Raw genomic sequence first — 14,661 nt, forward strand, 5'->3', positions numbered from 1 at the left:
AGAAGAATTCCGACGGGCTGAGCGTACTCGAATTCTTCAAAAATGACGCATTCCCGTCCGTTCGCCTCTATTCTTACTGGGCCGTTAAAATCAGCGGTCCGTCCGGCGTGACTGCGATTGTATGCTCATATTGCGCCGACAACTTGCCGTCGGCCGTTCTCGCCGTCCACTCATCATCGTCGATTGTGATATGGAACGTACCCTCGTTAATCATCGGTTCAATTGTAAATACCATGCCTTCCTTTAACCGGATGCCTTTGCCGGCTACGCCGATATGCTCGTAGCTCGGCTCCTCGTGCAGGCTCCGCCCGATCCCGTGCGCCAGCAGATCGCGTACGACAGAATAGCCGTTTGCTTCCGCATGCTGTTGAATCGCCGATGTGATATCGCCAAGCCGGCCTCCGGGGAGTGCCCGGGCGATCCCAAGATCCAGGCATTCCTTTGCCACCTTCATTAATTTTTGCGCCTCCGGCCGGATATTGCCCACCGCAAAGCTCATGCACGAATCGCCGAACCATCCGCCGTATTCCGCGACGATGTCGAGCTTCAGCAAGTCGCCGTCCGCAAGCACCCGGTTCGAAGGAATGCCGTGGGCCACCACATCGTTGACCGAAATGCAGGTTTCGGCGGGGAAACCGTTGTACCCTTTCGTAAACTGCTTGCCGCCCAGCTTGGTGATGTGTTTGGCAACAAAGTCATTGATTTCCTGAGTGGTGATCCCAGGCTCGATCAGTTTGGCCACCTCGCGGTAGCAGTCCGCAATGATTTGGCCCGCCGGCTTCATCTCTTCGATTTCCCTGGGTGATTTTAAAATGATCATCTTTGGTTTATTCACTCCTTAGCAATTCTATAACTTTAAAAACCGGGCGATATCCCCGGCCTCCTCATGCAGCTTTCCCCGGCGCAGCGAAAGCGCAGCGCAGCCGACCAAGGCGGCCAGGAGCATTTCTGCACGCTGCAGCCGATACAGCGGCTCCGCCGCGCTTCCGGCGGCCCCGTCCCCCGCCCGTCCAGCCTCCAGCAGCGCGGCCAGCGGCGCGAGCACCTCCCGGCGAAAGGCGGCCGAGAGCGGGGCTGAGTGCGCTTCAGGCAGCGAGGCAAAGCCCTCACCGGCCTGCTTATACAGCAGGTACAGGGCGTGGTCCTCCGCCCAAAGATGCAGCAGCCGGACGCCGGCGGCGGCGACGGGGCCAAGCTCTGCGGCAGCGGCCATTGCGCGGCTGCCGCTTCGGGAATCCGCGGCGGCCGGGTTCCCGGTGTCCGCCGCCGCAGCCAAGCCGAAATGCCCGCCCGCCGGCGCCTCCCCCGAAGCCGGGGCACGCGGCACCTCCAGCGGGGCCTTCCGTTGAGTCTTCAGCGGAACCTTCAACGGGGCCTTCCATGGGGCCTCTAGCGGAGACTCCAGCCATCCCCCGGCCCGCTCCAACGCGTCCCACAGCAAATCACGGAGCAAATCGCCCTTATTGCTGTAATAATGGTATACCGTGCCATAGCCGAGTCCCGCCTGCGCAGCTACATCGCGGATTTCCAGTAAAGGCCCTTTTTTCAAAAATACATCGGCAGCAGCTTTACGGATTTGCACGAGACGCTGCAGCCGGATCTCTTCGTTTTGTTCCTTCGTGCGTGGAGTCATCTACTCTGTTCACCTCATTTATTTTTGACCTGCTATTATGTCAATATAAAACATCCGCTTGCGAATAACAAGAGATGGGCTGTAGGGCTTCTGATAGCTTACAACATCTTAGAATGGGGCCTATGAAAAAGAGGCCGCCCCGTGTCATTGCAGCCAATGACGGGGCAGCCTCTTATATGGCATTTTTCACAGCGGTTTTTATAGCAGTTTCGTTCACCATACCTATTCTACTTCTGCAGTTCCGCATCCTTTTGCTGGAGCAGGTCGGCATATTCCGCTTTATACTGCTCCAGCTTGTCCTTCAGGCCGTCACTGTCGGGATTTGCCTTCAGCTTGCTGCTTGTGGACAGGATGTTATCTACAACGGTATCTATTTTGCTGTCAATCGCCTTGATTTTGCCTTTGGCAGCGGCTGTTGCGGAGTCTGGTGTTAATGTGGGCACAGGCCCCATTGTAATGCCCGCATTCTTATCGGCCAGCGATGGCAGCGCGCCCGCCTCTTTGTCGTCCAGACTAATGGTCTTACCCGATAGAGAAACCTTATATCCTGCCAGCTCCCCGATTGCCCGGACCGGTGCATAACTTTTTCCGTCAATTACAACGGCCGGGTCCGCCAGTTTCTTGCCGTAAACGTTTACGGTGTATTCTGCTTGAATTGTCTTGCCTACTAGACTTGTAGAAGCCCCGATCGCCTGGGTACCGATCATCAGTACAGCACCGGCTAGGAAGCCGGCAGCAAGCTTTTTCATAAGAAGTTCACTCCCCGTAAAATACTATACTTCCTAGTTTACCATTTTACGGCGAGTGATGGCGAACTTGCTGAGAAACTGTACTTTTCCAGCTTTTTATAGCAAATTTTAGCGAAATCACAGCCTCTTTTCTTCAAAAGAATATGATATAGTCAGAACAACGGGACGTTAACAAAAAAATGAAGATGAAAGGTGTGGACGTATGACAAACGAGCTGAAGCAGTATTACGGAAAAAAAATCACGGTGAAGTTTCAGCCCGAAAAATGCATTCACTCCGGTGTCTGTGTTAAAGGTTTGCCTGCGGTTTTCAATGTCAGCAAACGTCCTTGGGTTGAGCCCGATGCCGATGCCGCAGAGGCCATTGCCCGGCATATCGGCAAATGCCCGAGCGGCGCACTCCAATACGAGCTTCTTGACGGTTTCTGATCCGTGATCAGGACTCCATCGCTGCTGATATGACTGATGTCACCTTAAGAGCCAGTCTTTATATTATCGATCATCCAAAGGCAGATTCCAGCAGGGTGCTGAATTTGGAGATGTACTCCAGCCATAATTGCAGCCCCTCCTTCGGCTGTTCCCCCAGCTATTCCTTCACCGCGCCGATCATCACGCCCTGATTGAAGTATTTCTGCACAAAAGGATATACGCACATGATTGGCACGGTAGCCACAATAATGACGGAGTAGCGCATCATGTTCGCCAGCCGCAGCGCGATTTGCGCCGCTTCGCCCGTTCCCATGCCGGACTGCATCTGATTGGTGATCAGAATATTGCGGAGGATCAGCTGCAGCGGATACATGTCCGGGTTCTTGAGGTAGATCAAGGCATTGAAATACGAATTCCAGGAGCCGACGGCAATCCATAAGCCCAGCACGGCAATAATCGCTTTGGACAACGGCAGTACAACCTGGGCAAAATAGCGGAGATTGCCGCAGCCGTCAATCTGGGCTGCCTCCCACAAGTCCCCGGGAATACTCGTCTGAAAAAAAGTCCGGGCGACGATAATGTTGAAGACCCCCACGGAGAAGGGCAGCACCATTACCAAGAAGGTATCATAGAGATGGAAATCACGGATCGTCAGGAAGGTGGGAATCAGCCCGCCGTTAAAAAACATCGTGAAGATGAAATACAGCGAGATATATTTGCGGCCTGTCAGGTCTTTGCGGGACAGCGCATAGGCTGCCGAGATGTTCACGGCCAGACCGATCACTGTTCCGACGACCGTATACAGGATGGTATTCCGGTAACCGATCCAGATGTTGTCATGACGCAGCAGCTCTTTGTAGCCGTCCAGGGTAAAACCTTTGGGAAACAGCCAGACCTGTCCTCCCGCTACAGCAGACGGATCACTGAATGAAGCGATGACAATAAAAAACAGCGGATAGATCAGAATCAGCAGAAACACCGCTGCAATAACATACATAACGAACTCCATAACCGTATCCGAGGTGCGGTTATTTTTTATTTTTCCTGTTTTCTTCTGAGCCGCAGGCTGTAGTACTCCCATGATGCTGCTCCCCTTTCTACCACAAGCTGTTTTCGCTGAGTTTTTTGGAAATCTGGTTGACCATAATGAGCAGTATGAAATTAATGACCGTATTGAACAGGTTGATGGCTGAGGAGAAGCTGTACTGGCTGCTGAGCAGCCCGATTTTGTAGACATAGGTGGACAGAATTTCGCTTGAGGTGGCGTTCAAGTCATTCTGCATCAGATAGACCTTTTCGAAGCCGACGCCCAGAAGACCGCCGACGCGCAGGATCAGCAGGGTGATGGCTGTCGGCATCAGCATCGGAATATCGATGTAGCGGACCTTGTGCCAGCGGCTGGCCCCGTCCACAGTAGCGGCCTCATACAGACTCGGATCCACCGCCGACAACGCCGCGATGAAGATAATGCTGTCCCAGCCGACATGCTGCCACACATCCGACCAGACATATACGCTGCTGAACAAGCCAGCCGAGCCCATGAGATCGGGTGCCTCTTTGCCGAACAGACTGTACAGATTGCCGACGAGGCCGGTGCTGGGGGAGAGCAGTATCATCATCAGGCCCACCATCACCACTGTGGAAATGAAGTGCGGCATATAAGATACGGTCTGGAAAAAACGTCTGAACCGGTTCGGGCGCATCTGATTGACCATCAGCGCCAGGATGACCGGAATCGGGAAGGTAACCAGACTGTACACGCTGATGATCAGCGTATTCTTGATCGTGGATGAAAATTGATAGGAATGAAAAAACTTCTCGAAATACTTGAAGCCCGCCCAAGGACTGCCGGTGATTCCCAGCGCCGGACTATAATCCTTGAAAGCAATAAGCACCCCGTACATCGGCTTATACGCGAATAATAACGTGAGAACCGCCGCAGGAAAAAGCAGTGCATACAGCCCCCAGTTCCGTTTGATCTGTCCCAAGGTCCGACCTGGATAGCGATGACCGGATTTCATGAAATCCCTCCTAAAAGTGTTGTGAGCTATAGCAAATGCCGTCCTGCAAAAAGCTGGCGCGGGACGGCATTTACTCAAACCGATGAAGAATTCTCTTCTCCGAAACTTCATCAACTGAAGATTTGACGGTTATTTTACGTTCATATACCGGGCATAAGCGTCGGTGCGGATTTTAAGCAGCTTTTCCAGTCCCATATCGTTCAGCTTCTTCACATAGGCATCCCAGCCTTCATCAATCCCGCCTTTGGTAATAAACTGGGCACGCATCGTGGTCACATAGCTGTCGATGTCCGTGGTCAAGGTTGGCAGCTCCTGGAATTCCTCGGAGGTGTACATCACATTAGGGAATGGTGTGGTTACGTAGTCACTGCCCAGCTTATCCAGCTGCAGCTTCAGTCCGTCGCCGCTGTTCGGGCTCAGCACAATCTTCTTCTCAAAGGACGGGCTTACATATTTCGGCCCGAAATCACGCAGCGACTGGTCCCAGTACCAGGCATCCGCACTGGTTCCCGCAGGCGGGTCCATCAGCGTGTAGGTGCTGTCGTCATTCTTTTTGAGCACCGTTCCGATTGCCCCCCAGAAATTCTGGATGCTGGCTTCATTGGTATAGAACTGGTCAGCCCAGCGGGCGGCGACTTCCGGATTTTTGCAGGAGGTGGTAATCAGCAGCTCGTTGCGGGCGAGATTCATCCCGATGGGGTTGCCGATTGTATAGCGTTTGCCGTCCGGTCCGGCCACAGGCGGAATGGTTTCATACTGTTCGCTCCATTTGCCGAAGACGGCGTCCGGCGTCCACTGGTACGATAAGCCTACGATCGGCGCGTCCGGATTCTGGAACTTGGCCGAGATCATCGTAGCGTCCTGGGTGAACAGCTCTTTATCCAGCAAGCCCTCGCTGTATAATTTGTCTTCCCATTTTAGGCCTTCCTTGTACTCTTCGGAAGTAGGGTAATATACAGCTTTACCGTCCTTAACCAGCATATTGTTGCTGTTGAGATCAGTGATGCCGAACGGGCTGATGAAGTCATTGCTGACTTCGATATACGGAATTTCATCCGCCTTGCCGTTTCCGTTCGGGTCTTTATCCTTAAAGGCCTTCATCACATTGTACAGATCATCCAACGTGTCCGGCGTCTTCAGGCCAAGCTTGTCAAGCCAGGCCTTGTTGATGACCGGCTGGCGGGAGCTTTTGGGGCGTGAAGGCAATCGGGTCGGCAGAGAGTAGATCTTCCCGTCGGGGAAGGTGCTGATTTTTTTCATCTCCGGTGTTTCTTCCATCGCGGCTTTCAGGTTAGGCATATATTGATCGATATACTCATCCAGCGGGCGGAAATAGCTTAAGTTGTTGACGATATCGGAATCGGAAAAGGTCTGGTCGCCCACTACCACATCCGGCAGCGTGCCGCTGGCCAGCAGAATGGACTTCTGTTCCGCCCAGTCGTTGGAGGACATGACCTGCCAATCAATTTTGACATTCGTATTCTTCTCCAGGTCCTTCAGCCACTGGTTCTGGGTGAAGGTATCCCCCATGCTTCCCCAACGCACGGTAAGCACCTTCAGAGTTACCGGTTCGTTGACGATCGGCAGGCCTTCTTTGTTGAAATCACCGGTTTCAGCCGGAGCGTCCGCCTTCTCCTTGTTCCCGCTGCACCCGGCCATTCCCATAACCATTACGGCTGACAGAAGCAGCAGCGGCCATTTCTTGGCTAATCTGCTTTTGCTGTGTGTACCCATTCTGTAATCCCCCATTTCATAGGTTGCATCCGCTTTACACTCCTAATGATAGCTTGCCGCGTCTTTGCATTCCGGACCCATTGGCGGCAGTATCCGGACCTCTGCATCCGCTTACATTGTTTTGAAGATTCTACCGAATTTTCGCATGTGCAGGTATGACGGTATTCAGACTTTCGCTTGCAGTTTCCGGACTTTGTCGGGGAATGCCGGAAAAGTGCATGTAATTTCCCCGGGTAGGTTTTATAATGGCTTTGTTAGCCGATACAACCGCTTTCATCTAATGAACGCGCAGGAAAGGACGCGGTATGTAACTATGATTAAGCGAAAAGCAGGCAGCAAGCCGTATCCCATCCGCCATTACGTACGAATCATGATCCTGGTCTCGTTCGCCGTGCTGGTGCTGGACCTTGTCATCAGCCTGGCCTCTATTTCCATTATGAAGCAGCAGTCCACACGGTATTTGCAGGATACGGCGAAGCTGTACATCGACCGCATCAACCATGATTTTGCCTATATTAATCATTATATGGGCTGGACACTCGCCAACGATGAAAGCTTGAATATGATGAACGCCTATGAGCCGGACAGCAGCGAGTTCCTGAAATCAAACGATAATCTGTATAAACGGTTTGCCGAGCTGCAGAAGAATTACGGGCAGGAATACAACTTCTTTTTTTATTTGAAAAATCAGTCCTTCTTTCTGAACTGCGCCCCGATCAGCGTCACCTATACGGATTATCTAGAGCTGAAGAAGCAAATCTATTCCTATATAGAAGATAAGGATGTCTATGCGGAGTTTTATTCCCGATGGACGCCTATCCTGGTCAACGGAAAATACTATATTATCAACATCGTCCCGTATTACAACCGCTATCTGATCGGTCTGATCTCCGCCGACAATCTGATCCGCCCTTTGCGGCAGATTAACCTGGGGGCCAATGGCTATGCTTCCCTGGTGGATGAGAACGGCACCCGTATTTCAAGTCCCCTATCAGGCAGCGGGAAGCTGGTGCAGCAGGAGCAGGGTTGGCCGGGCCTGCTCCGGTCCCGCACGACGATCAGCACTGAATTTTCCAATACTACGTTCAGCGCGGACATGGTCATTCAATTCGGAGCCTTCGAGAAAATCATGATCGCCCAATTGCTGATTATGCTCCTGTTCTTCATCGTGACGTCCACCATCTGCGCCGTCATGCTATTCTTCAATAAAAGAGTGCTGGGTCCGATTCAGAACTTCTCGGAGAATCTGGCGCACATGAACGAGGACGGCCAGCCGGCCGGCTTCAAAAGCAGTAAAATCATCGAGCTGGAGCAGGCAAACGACCAGTTCAAGGACCTGGTGGAGCAGGTCAAAATGTTCAAAATCGCGATCTATGAGCAGGAGCTGGAGAAACAGCGCATTCAGCTGGACTACATGAAGCAGCAGATCAAACCCCATTTTTTCCTGAACTGCCTGACCAGCATCTACAGTATGGCCCAGATCCAAATGTACGAAGAAATTGAGCATATGGCCCTGTCGACCTCCAAGTACTTCCGCTATACGTTTCAGAATGGCGAAAACTTTGTCCGGCTGGAGGATGAGATCGAGCATGTCCGCATTTATCTTGAAATCCAGCGCAGCCGGTACCGGGATGCCTTCAGACATCATATCATGCAGGACGAAACGGCCAAAAATGTGCTGATCCCCCCGCTGGTGCTGCAGACTTTTATTGAGAACTCAGTCAAATATGCAATTTCCCGGGACCCTGAAGTCCAGATCAGACTGACGGTTACCCGGCGTGAATCGGAAGAGGGACAGGTGACGGTGATTCAAATCTCGGACAACGGACCCGGCTTTGCCCCCGGGGTGCTTGAGAAGCTGGTGCGGGGCCAGCCCCTGGATCAGAGCAAAGGAACACATATCGGCATTATGAATACACTTAAACGGCTGGAATACCTGTATTATAAAAGAGCGGTGGTCCACTTCTCCAATATAGAGGGCGGCGGCGCTTCTGTCATCTTAACTCTTCCGGATCTTCCGGATACTTCAACATGAATGGAGAAATTCCTATGAACATACTGCTGGTAGATGACGACTATTATGTAGTGGCGGCTCTGCAAAAGAAAATGGACTGGGCAGCACTGGGTATCGAAGCCGTATACACGGCCAACAATGTCGCCCAGGCCCGGGAAATTGTGGAGAACCATTCCGTACAGATTCTAATCTCGGACATTGAAATGCCGCAGGGCAGCGGACTATCGCTCCTAGCCTGGATTAGGGAGAACGATTATCCGATTCAAACCATTCTCCTCACCAATTATGCCGACTTCAATTACGCGCAAAAAGCCATCGAGCTGCAAAGCTTCGAATATTTTCTCAAGCCGATTGAATTTGACAAGCTGATGCTCATTATCCAAAAAGCGGTTGCGCGCGCCAAGGAGCAGCAGCACAACGAAAAAGCTATCCAGGAGGGCTATTATTGGCAAAAAAACCAGGCGAAAAATCTGGAGCATTTCTGGCGCAGAATGGTGAGCGGAAGCAGCTCTTCCCCCATCAGGCCGTCAGCGATCACCTATGCCATCAAAGAGCAGAATCTTTCCTATCAGATGAATGATACCTTACAGCCGCTGTTGTTCAATGTCTTCCCATACAATGGCAGCATGGGCAAGGAAGAGAAGGATCTGTTCGATTTTGCTCTGCTTAACATTCTGTATGAGCTGTTCCGGTATCCTGACTTCGTGCTTGAGAGCATCCTGGAGATTAAGGATTACAGCTGGATCGCCATCCTGAAATGGAACCAGACCCCGGATACCGCAACGCTTGAGGAAATCTGCGCCGCCTTGATCCAGAAAATGAACCCTTATCTCAAATGTGATGTCTGCTGCAACATTGGCCTGCCCGGTGAACTGAGCGGGATCGGCACGGTCCTGAGAAGCCTGACCCGGATGGATGAAGAGATTACACGCTGCCGGAATCATACATATACAGTAGACATGTACCAGAAGCAGAGTAAAACAGCGTACATTCCCCCGGATCTGGCCCATCTGGAGGAGCTGCTGAACCGGAACAAGCTGGCCGCTTTTCTGGAGGAAGTAAGCCGTTATCTGAAGGGGCTGCTGGTCAACCGGACCGTCGATACCTCCATCCTCAGCCTGTTCCGGCTGGATATTGTGCAGCTCGTCTATTCTTTTCTCAAAATGAAGGGCATTCAGGTGCATAAACTGTACAGCGGCAAGGTGAATGACCGCCTGCAGCTTCATTCCCTGACTTCTGTCGAGGACATGGAGGAATACCTGGAATACCTGGTGAACACAGCCATGAAATACCGCGACCTCACCGCGCAGCCCAAATCGGTAGCCGAAGAAATCAAGCAGTATATCCATGCGCATTACGGAGATGAACTGACACGGAACGATCTCGCGGAGATCGTCTATCTGAATCCCGATTATCTCGCCCGGCTGTTCAAGAAAGAGACAGGCGTTTCCTTAGGCAGCTATGTGATTCACGTCCGGATTGCCGCCGCCAAGCAGCTGCTGGAAACTACCCGGCTGTCTGTGTACACTATAGCGAACAAGGTGGGCTACACTAACTACTCCTACTTCTCCAAGCTGTTCAAGCAAGAAGTGGGTTTGTCGCCTAATGAGTATAAGAAGGAGCAGCAGCACGATCAGCCTGAATTATTACATAACAATCAAAATATATTGTAAAACGATAAACTTTATGCTAAATTCAATGTACCAATAACTAAACGAGGTGCATTTTATGGAGCGGGGAACAACACTTTTTTTAAAGGCAGCTGTGATTCTTATGGGCATTCCGGTACTTGCTTTGTGTATATTTGCGGTGCCTGAGATCGCGGGTTTTGCAGCAGAATTATATCCGGATATGACTTTTATTAAATATCTGGTGTTAATTGATTTGTATGCATCAGCGGTCCCCTTTTACATTGCGCTGTATCAAGCCTTTAGACTGTTAGGCTATATTGACAAGAACAAGGCTTTTTCGGAATTATCTGTGCGGGTCCTTAAGAATATTAAATACTGTGCCATCGTCATCAGCGGCTTGTATGTGGCAGGCCTGCCCCTCTTCTATCTCATGGCGGAGAAGGACGATGCCCCGGGCATCATAGTCATCGGTTTGGTCATCATTTTCGCCTCCCTGGTGATTGCCGTTTTTGCTGCTGTTCTCCAGAAGCTTTTAAAAGAGGCCATCGAACTAAAAATAGAAAATGACTTAACAGTCTGAGGTGAAGACCATGGCGATTATAATCAATATTGATGTAATGCTGGCGAAACGAAAAATGAGCGTCACCGAGCTTTCCGAGAGGGTCGGGATCACGATGGCCAATCTTTCCATTCTCAAAAACGGCAAGGCAAAAGCGGTTCGTTTATCCACTTTAGAGGCGATTTGCAAGGCTTTGGAATGCCAGCCTGGAGATATACTGGAATACAGAAGCGACGAAGAAACTTAAAGCTTAACAAGCGGATATATGCTTATAAGGGACAATTGTTTAACCAAAACAGCGGCAGCTTCGGACTCTACATTCTCGTCCATGGCTGCCGCTGTTTCTTTTATAAAAGATTAGTTTACTCCTCTGGATGCTTCTTCACCTGCAGTGACAGATCATCGCTAGAATGTCTTTGTCGCCAATGCCCAGCTCTTCATAAATAATGACGCCATCCACACGCCTGCCGGGGATATTGCCCATAACGACCTGCTTATCTTTCGTAACAAATACGTTCAGCCCGTACCCCAGACGGTAGCACTACCTGGACATGGCCTCCACAAGCTTATAGAAATAGGGGCCTGCCACACTTGTTGTAAAAAAAACCAGCATCATGGTTTTCCCGGACTTCAGCTGTTTGCCGTTCAGGTTAGGGACTCATTATAAAAACGTTTTTATAGATTATAAAGTAATATGAGACCGTTTTCATCACAATAGTTTTTCTTGTGAAGGCGGACGCTGCCGCTCCTCCACTGTTAAACATCCCCGCTGCTTCTCTCCATGTTTAGTTCCGCGCCGGGTTTACCGGCCAGCAGCGCCTTAGCCTCGTCCGCCCAGTCTAAATAGGCCTTGTAGACATGCTCCCCGAACAGGACAGTCAGGTAAAAGTACAAATGATCCTTTTCGGTATGGAGAACACGCTCCAGATTGCCTTTGAACAACTGAATCAGCTGGAGATTCTGTATATGCCGTTCCTTGAAGTCTTCAATCCGCGCAAGATTGCTCTCATCCGGAACCAGACTTCCGAAAAAGAGCTTAAGCAGAATTTCATATTTCGTATACTCCTTCTGCTCGGGAAGCATAACCCACTCCTTCAGCAGTTCCCTGCCTTTGTCCGTGATGGAATAGATGTTTTTCTCAGGACCTTTGGAGCCGGTGCCCTTATGCTTGATTACCAGCTCTTCGGCAACCAGCTTCGCCAGAGTGGGATAAATCTGCCCATAACCAACTTCCCAGAAACCGCTGATCATCACATCTATCTTTTTTTTAATATCATATCCGCTAAGGTCCTCATGGTTCAGCAGGCCCAATATGATGTAGACGGTAGTATTTTCCTTCGGCATAATCGTTCCTTAAGCTCCCTCCGTATAGTTGCTGTTGGCAGCCGGATGCTTCTGCACGCCGAAGCCTACCCGAAGCACCTGCTTCGGACACACCGCCTCGCAGCTGCCGCACAGAATACATTCATTGCTGTTCATGTCCCTGTTCTGAACCATTTCATTGACCTTCAGGCTCATCGGGCAGGCTCTGTCGCATTTCTTGCAGCTGATGCAATCCTCGGTTCTGGCCTCCAGATGCAGTGAGGGATAACCCAGCTTGTTCTTGAGGGTATTGCCCAAGACCATGAACGGGGCCATCCAGCAGAGCGAATGGCAGAAGGACCGGCGTCCGAAAATCAGGGACACACTGACTATTAATAATACGACAGCAAAGTAGGTAATGAAAGCCGGAGGGGCAGAAACTGAAATTCCGTGGTCGGTAAAATAAATCGGGTTGACGGCTTTGATCCCGCCAGCAGTCACAAATCCGGCCAGAATAGACAGAACCCACGGCAGCCAAATCAGATATTTGATGAGGTTCTGCCTTGATCCTGCCGGTTTATTCACAACCTGGCTGCAGGTATCCTGCAACCCCCCCGCCGGACAGACCCAGCTGCAAAAGGCCCTCCCAAACCATAAAGAGGAGCCAAAAAGTGCGGGAAACAGCAAAAAGCTTCCGGTAGCAATACCGGCAAAACTGCCCTGGACAATCAGATATGGGGAGAAATAGTTCAAGGTAACCGGAAACAGCAGCATTGACAGCAGAAGGAGAGTCTTTCGGAGTGTTTGCTTACGCATGCTTCATCACATTCCATTCTTTTTAGAATAAAGTCGTCCCTTACAGGGCAAACAGTATATCATGATGATATAGAATATGGTATCAAGTTGATACAGCTGCTGTCAATGAGCTTTTTTGCTATTCCGGTTGCATCGAAGCTTGCTGAAGTATTTTTTCGTTGACCGGGCTTAGCAGCCAGCTCTTCATGTACAATAGAAAGAGCCTGCCTGCCAATAACGGCAGACGGCTCTTGGTCATATATTTTCCGGGGGAATTCATATCCTAAAGTCTGGAGATCAACTGGCTGCATAGGCCGCTTCTTGTGGATATTTTTCAGATCACCGGCGAAGTTCCCGGGACTCCCTCGATCTCTTCGCCCTGATCCGGATTTTTCAGCTTCCGGCTGAAGATCATAAACAAGACAAGCCCCATCACACTCGTTATCACTTCGGTTACAGTCATGGACCAGATCACACCGTGCAGCCCGAAGAACTTATGCAAAAGAATAATTACGGGGATATACAGCACGCCCTGGGTAATTGACATGATTGCTGTCGGAATGCCCTGCCCGGTTGCCTGAAAGATGCTTGTGAACAAACCGGTGAAGCCATTGAACAGCGCCGACACCAGCATAGCTCCGATGATATAAGCACCCATTTCCAGCACAGAAGGATCGTTCGAAAACCAGGAAATCACCGGACCTCTGAACACATATACCAGACCTACAAATAATACAGCCATACTCCCGATATACAAAAAAGCATGCCGGATGCCCGATTGCAGTCTGGGTATATTTTTACTGGAATAGGTATAGGCAAAGAGCGGAATCAGGCCCAGGAACAAGCCCATGGACAAAAATTCCGGAATCTGCACAATTCTGAGCGCCACCCCGAACCCGGCCACCACACTTTCTCCATACTGAATGGAGTAGTTGTTGAGCAGCAGCGTAGTCACAATCATAAAAGCGGCCAGCAGCAGTTCGGAGATGCCGATTTTGTATATTTCCAGCTTATCCTTCAGCGATATTCTGTAATATTTCAGGAAACCTCTTAAGTTTTCACTTTTCCGGTCCAGATAGTAGACATAATAAATTGCAGAGCCCAAATTAGCCAGACACATAGCCAACGCTGCTCCAGCTACATGCCAGTCCAGGACCAGGATAAACAGCGGATCAAAAATCAGACTTAATGCGGTACTGACAAATATCCCGTACATGGATTCCTTGGAGGCCCCTTCAGAGCGCACCATCTGTTCCAGCGCAAAATTCAGGACAATGGCGAAGCCGCCCGCAAAGAGTGTCAGTGTATAGGTTTTGGTAAAATGGGCCGTTGCCGCATCTGCACCCAGCAGCTGGACGATTGGATTAACCGCTGCAAACGCAATCAGGGCAATGACTAGCCCCGCTATAATACTCGCGTAAAAGGTATACCCGGCGATGCGCTTGCCCTTCTCTGTCTCCTTCTGTCCCGCAAGCCGTGTGACAAAGGTTCCTCCTCCAACCCCCAGCACATTTCCGAAGGCCATCAGCACCGTAAAAATCGGCAGCCCCAGCGTAATGGCTGTCAGCATGCCCGTATTATGCAGCAGGCCGATAAAATAAGCATTAATGACATTGTAGACCGTACCGACCGACATCCCGATCATCATCGGAATCGATAAATGGGCAATAGCCTTCTTCATCGGCGCCGATTCCAGGTAATATTGATTCGACATTTTTTTTGCCATCATAAGTCCTCCCAATCTTTCTTGACAATAAGTAATTGGAGCTGTGATTGCTTAGTTAGAATTCTAAGTA

Annotated in this window: 14 protein-coding genes; 5 read left to right on the plus strand and 9 right to left on the minus strand. The window is 50.6% G+C overall.

The features are described 5' to 3' along the window. Positions 1 to 73: 73 nt before the first annotated feature. From map to PGRAT_RS21380, 3 genes are all read right to left on the minus strand, one after another. Positions 74 to 820 carry a type I methionyl aminopeptidase gene (gene map / locus PGRAT_RS21370; RefSeq protein WP_025708813.1) on the minus strand — a complete coding sequence of 249 codons (747 nt, stop codon included), beginning with the start codon at positions 818 to 820 and terminating at the stop codon, positions 74 to 76. Between the two features lie 27 nt (positions 821 to 847). Next, entirely contained in the window at positions 848 to 1,633 is a 786-nt protein-coding gene (locus PGRAT_RS21375; protein ID WP_042267207.1) for a TetR/AcrR family transcriptional regulator, read from the minus strand. 227 nt (positions 1,634 to 1,860) lie between these two features. Beyond that, positions 1,861 to 2,382 carry a stalk domain-containing protein gene (locus tag PGRAT_RS21380; protein ID WP_025708553.1) on the minus strand — a complete coding sequence of 174 codons (522 nt, stop codon included), beginning with the start codon at positions 2,380 to 2,382 and terminating at the stop codon, positions 1,861 to 1,863. Positions 2,383 to 2,584: 202 nt separating this feature from the next. Here PGRAT_RS21380 and PGRAT_RS21385 point away from each other — a divergent pair, with 202 nt between their 5' ends. Next, positions 2,585 to 2,809, plus strand: coding sequence for a (4Fe-4S)-binding protein (locus PGRAT_RS21385; protein WP_025708552.1), 225 nt, complete (start codon positions 2,585 to 2,587; stop codon positions 2,807 to 2,809). Between the two features lie 157 nt (positions 2,810 to 2,966). On the opposite strand, the gene PGRAT_RS21390 is transcribed toward PGRAT_RS21385, so the two are convergent. The 3 genes from PGRAT_RS21390 to PGRAT_RS21400 form a co-directional block, all read right to left on the minus strand. Further along, entirely contained in the window at positions 2,967 to 3,890 is a 924-nt protein-coding gene (locus tag PGRAT_RS21390; RefSeq protein ID WP_025708551.1) for a carbohydrate ABC transporter permease, read from the minus strand. A 16-nt stretch (positions 3,891 to 3,906) separates the two neighbouring features. Further along, the gene (locus tag PGRAT_RS21395; RefSeq protein WP_025708550.1) at positions 3,907 to 4,830 is read right to left on the minus strand and encodes an ABC transporter permease; all 924 of its coding nucleotides are present in this window, start codon (positions 4,828 to 4,830) and stop codon (positions 3,907 to 3,909) included. Between the two features lie 129 nt (positions 4,831 to 4,959). Beyond that, positions 4,960 to 6,564: an extracellular solute-binding protein gene (locus PGRAT_RS21400; protein WP_025708549.1), complete on the minus strand. Its 1,605-nt coding sequence runs from the start codon at positions 6,562 to 6,564 to the stop codon at positions 4,960 to 4,962. 313 nt (positions 6,565 to 6,877) lie between these two features. Between PGRAT_RS21400 and PGRAT_RS21405 the strand changes: the two genes are divergently transcribed. The 4 genes from PGRAT_RS21405 to PGRAT_RS21420 are packed head-to-tail and all read left to right on the plus strand — an operon-like array spanning position 6,878 to position 11,015. After that, complete coding sequence (locus tag PGRAT_RS21405; protein WP_025708548.1) at positions 6,878 to 8,599, plus strand: sensor histidine kinase; 1,722 nt, start codon at positions 6,878 to 6,880, stop codon at positions 8,597 to 8,599. Between the two features lie 14 nt (positions 8,600 to 8,613). Beyond that, positions 8,614 to 10,251 (plus strand): response regulator transcription factor, encoded by a 1,638-nt coding sequence (locus PGRAT_RS21410; protein WP_025708547.1) that lies wholly within the window; start codon positions 8,614 to 8,616, stop codon positions 10,249 to 10,251. Between the two features lie 55 nt (positions 10,252 to 10,306). Beyond that, positions 10,307 to 10,789, plus strand: coding sequence for a DUF2975 domain-containing protein (locus tag PGRAT_RS21415; protein ID WP_025708546.1), 483 nt, complete (start codon positions 10,307 to 10,309; stop codon positions 10,787 to 10,789). 10 nt (positions 10,790 to 10,799) lie between these two features. After that, positions 10,800 to 11,015: a helix-turn-helix domain-containing protein gene (locus PGRAT_RS21420; RefSeq protein ID WP_020429023.1), complete on the plus strand. Its 216-nt coding sequence runs from the start codon at positions 10,800 to 10,802 to the stop codon at positions 11,013 to 11,015. Positions 11,016 to 11,524: 509 nt separating this feature from the next. Here PGRAT_RS21420 and PGRAT_RS21425 read toward each other — a convergent pair. From PGRAT_RS21425 to PGRAT_RS21440, 3 genes are all read right to left on the minus strand, one after another. Continuing rightward, positions 11,525 to 12,112 (minus strand): PadR family transcriptional regulator, encoded by a 588-nt coding sequence (locus tag PGRAT_RS21425; protein ID WP_025708545.1) that lies wholly within the window; start codon positions 12,110 to 12,112, stop codon positions 11,525 to 11,527. Between the two features lie 9 nt (positions 12,113 to 12,121). Further along, a complete protein-coding gene (locus tag PGRAT_RS21430; RefSeq protein ID WP_025708544.1) occupies positions 12,122 to 12,886 on the minus strand; it encodes a 4Fe-4S binding protein in 765 nt (254 codons plus the stop codon). 313 nt (positions 12,887 to 13,199) lie between these two features. Next, positions 13,200 to 14,594, minus strand: a complete 1,395-nt coding sequence (locus tag PGRAT_RS21440) for an MATE family efflux transporter (protein WP_238326768.1) — start codon at positions 14,592 to 14,594, stop codon at positions 13,200 to 13,202. Positions 14,595 to 14,661: the final 67 nt, after the last annotated feature.

Source organism: Paenibacillus graminis, from assembly GCF_000758705.1.
GTDB classification, from domain to species: domain Bacteria; phylum Bacillota; class Bacilli; order Paenibacillales; family Paenibacillaceae; genus Paenibacillus_AQ; species Paenibacillus_AQ graminis.

Bases quoted from the DNA above. Each gene is read 5' to 3' on its own strand.
- PGRAT_RS21440 (WP_238326768.1), bottom strand. From the start codon at position 14,594: ATGATGGCAAAAAAAATGTCGAATCAATATTACCTGGAATCGGCGCCG.
- PGRAT_RS21420 (WP_020429023.1), top strand. From the start codon at position 10,800: ATGGCGATTATAATCAATATTGATGTAATGCTGGCGAAACGAAAAATG.
- PGRAT_RS21410 (WP_025708547.1), top strand. From the start codon at position 8,614: ATGAACATACTGCTGGTAGATGACGACTATTATGTAGTGGCGGCTCTG.
- PGRAT_RS21395 (WP_025708550.1), bottom strand. From the start codon at position 4,830: ATGAAATCCGGTCATCGCTATCCAGGTCGGACCTTGGGACAGATCAAA.
- PGRAT_RS21375 (WP_042267207.1), bottom strand. From the start codon at position 1,633: ATGACTCCACGCACGAAGGAACAAAACGAAGAGATCCGGCTGCAGCGT.
- PGRAT_RS21400 (WP_025708549.1), bottom strand. From the start codon at position 6,564: ATGGGTACACACAGCAAAAGCAGATTAGCCAAGAAATGGCCGCTGCTG.
- PGRAT_RS21430 (WP_025708544.1), bottom strand. From the start codon at position 12,886: ATGCGTAAGCAAACACTCCGAAAGACTCTCCTTCTGCTGTCAATGCTG.
- PGRAT_RS21415 (WP_025708546.1), top strand. From the start codon at position 10,307: ATGGAGCGGGGAACAACACTTTTTTTAAAGGCAGCTGTGATTCTTATG.
- PGRAT_RS21390 (WP_025708551.1), bottom strand. From the start codon at position 3,890: ATGGGAGTACTACAGCCTGCGGCTCAGAAGAAAACAGGAAAAATAAAA.
- map (WP_025708813.1), bottom strand. From the start codon at position 820: ATGATCATTTTAAAATCACCCAGGGAAATCGAAGAGATGAAGCCGGCG.
- PGRAT_RS21425 (WP_025708545.1), bottom strand. From the start codon at position 12,112: ATGCCGAAGGAAAATACTACCGTCTACATCATATTGGGCCTGCTGAAC.
- PGRAT_RS21405 (WP_025708548.1), top strand. From the start codon at position 6,878: ATGATTAAGCGAAAAGCAGGCAGCAAGCCGTATCCCATCCGCCATTAC.
- PGRAT_RS21380 (WP_025708553.1), bottom strand. From the start codon at position 2,382: ATGAAAAAGCTTGCTGCCGGCTTCCTAGCCGGTGCTGTACTGATGATC.
- PGRAT_RS21385 (WP_025708552.1), top strand. From the start codon at position 2,585: ATGACAAACGAGCTGAAGCAGTATTACGGAAAAAAAATCACGGTGAAG.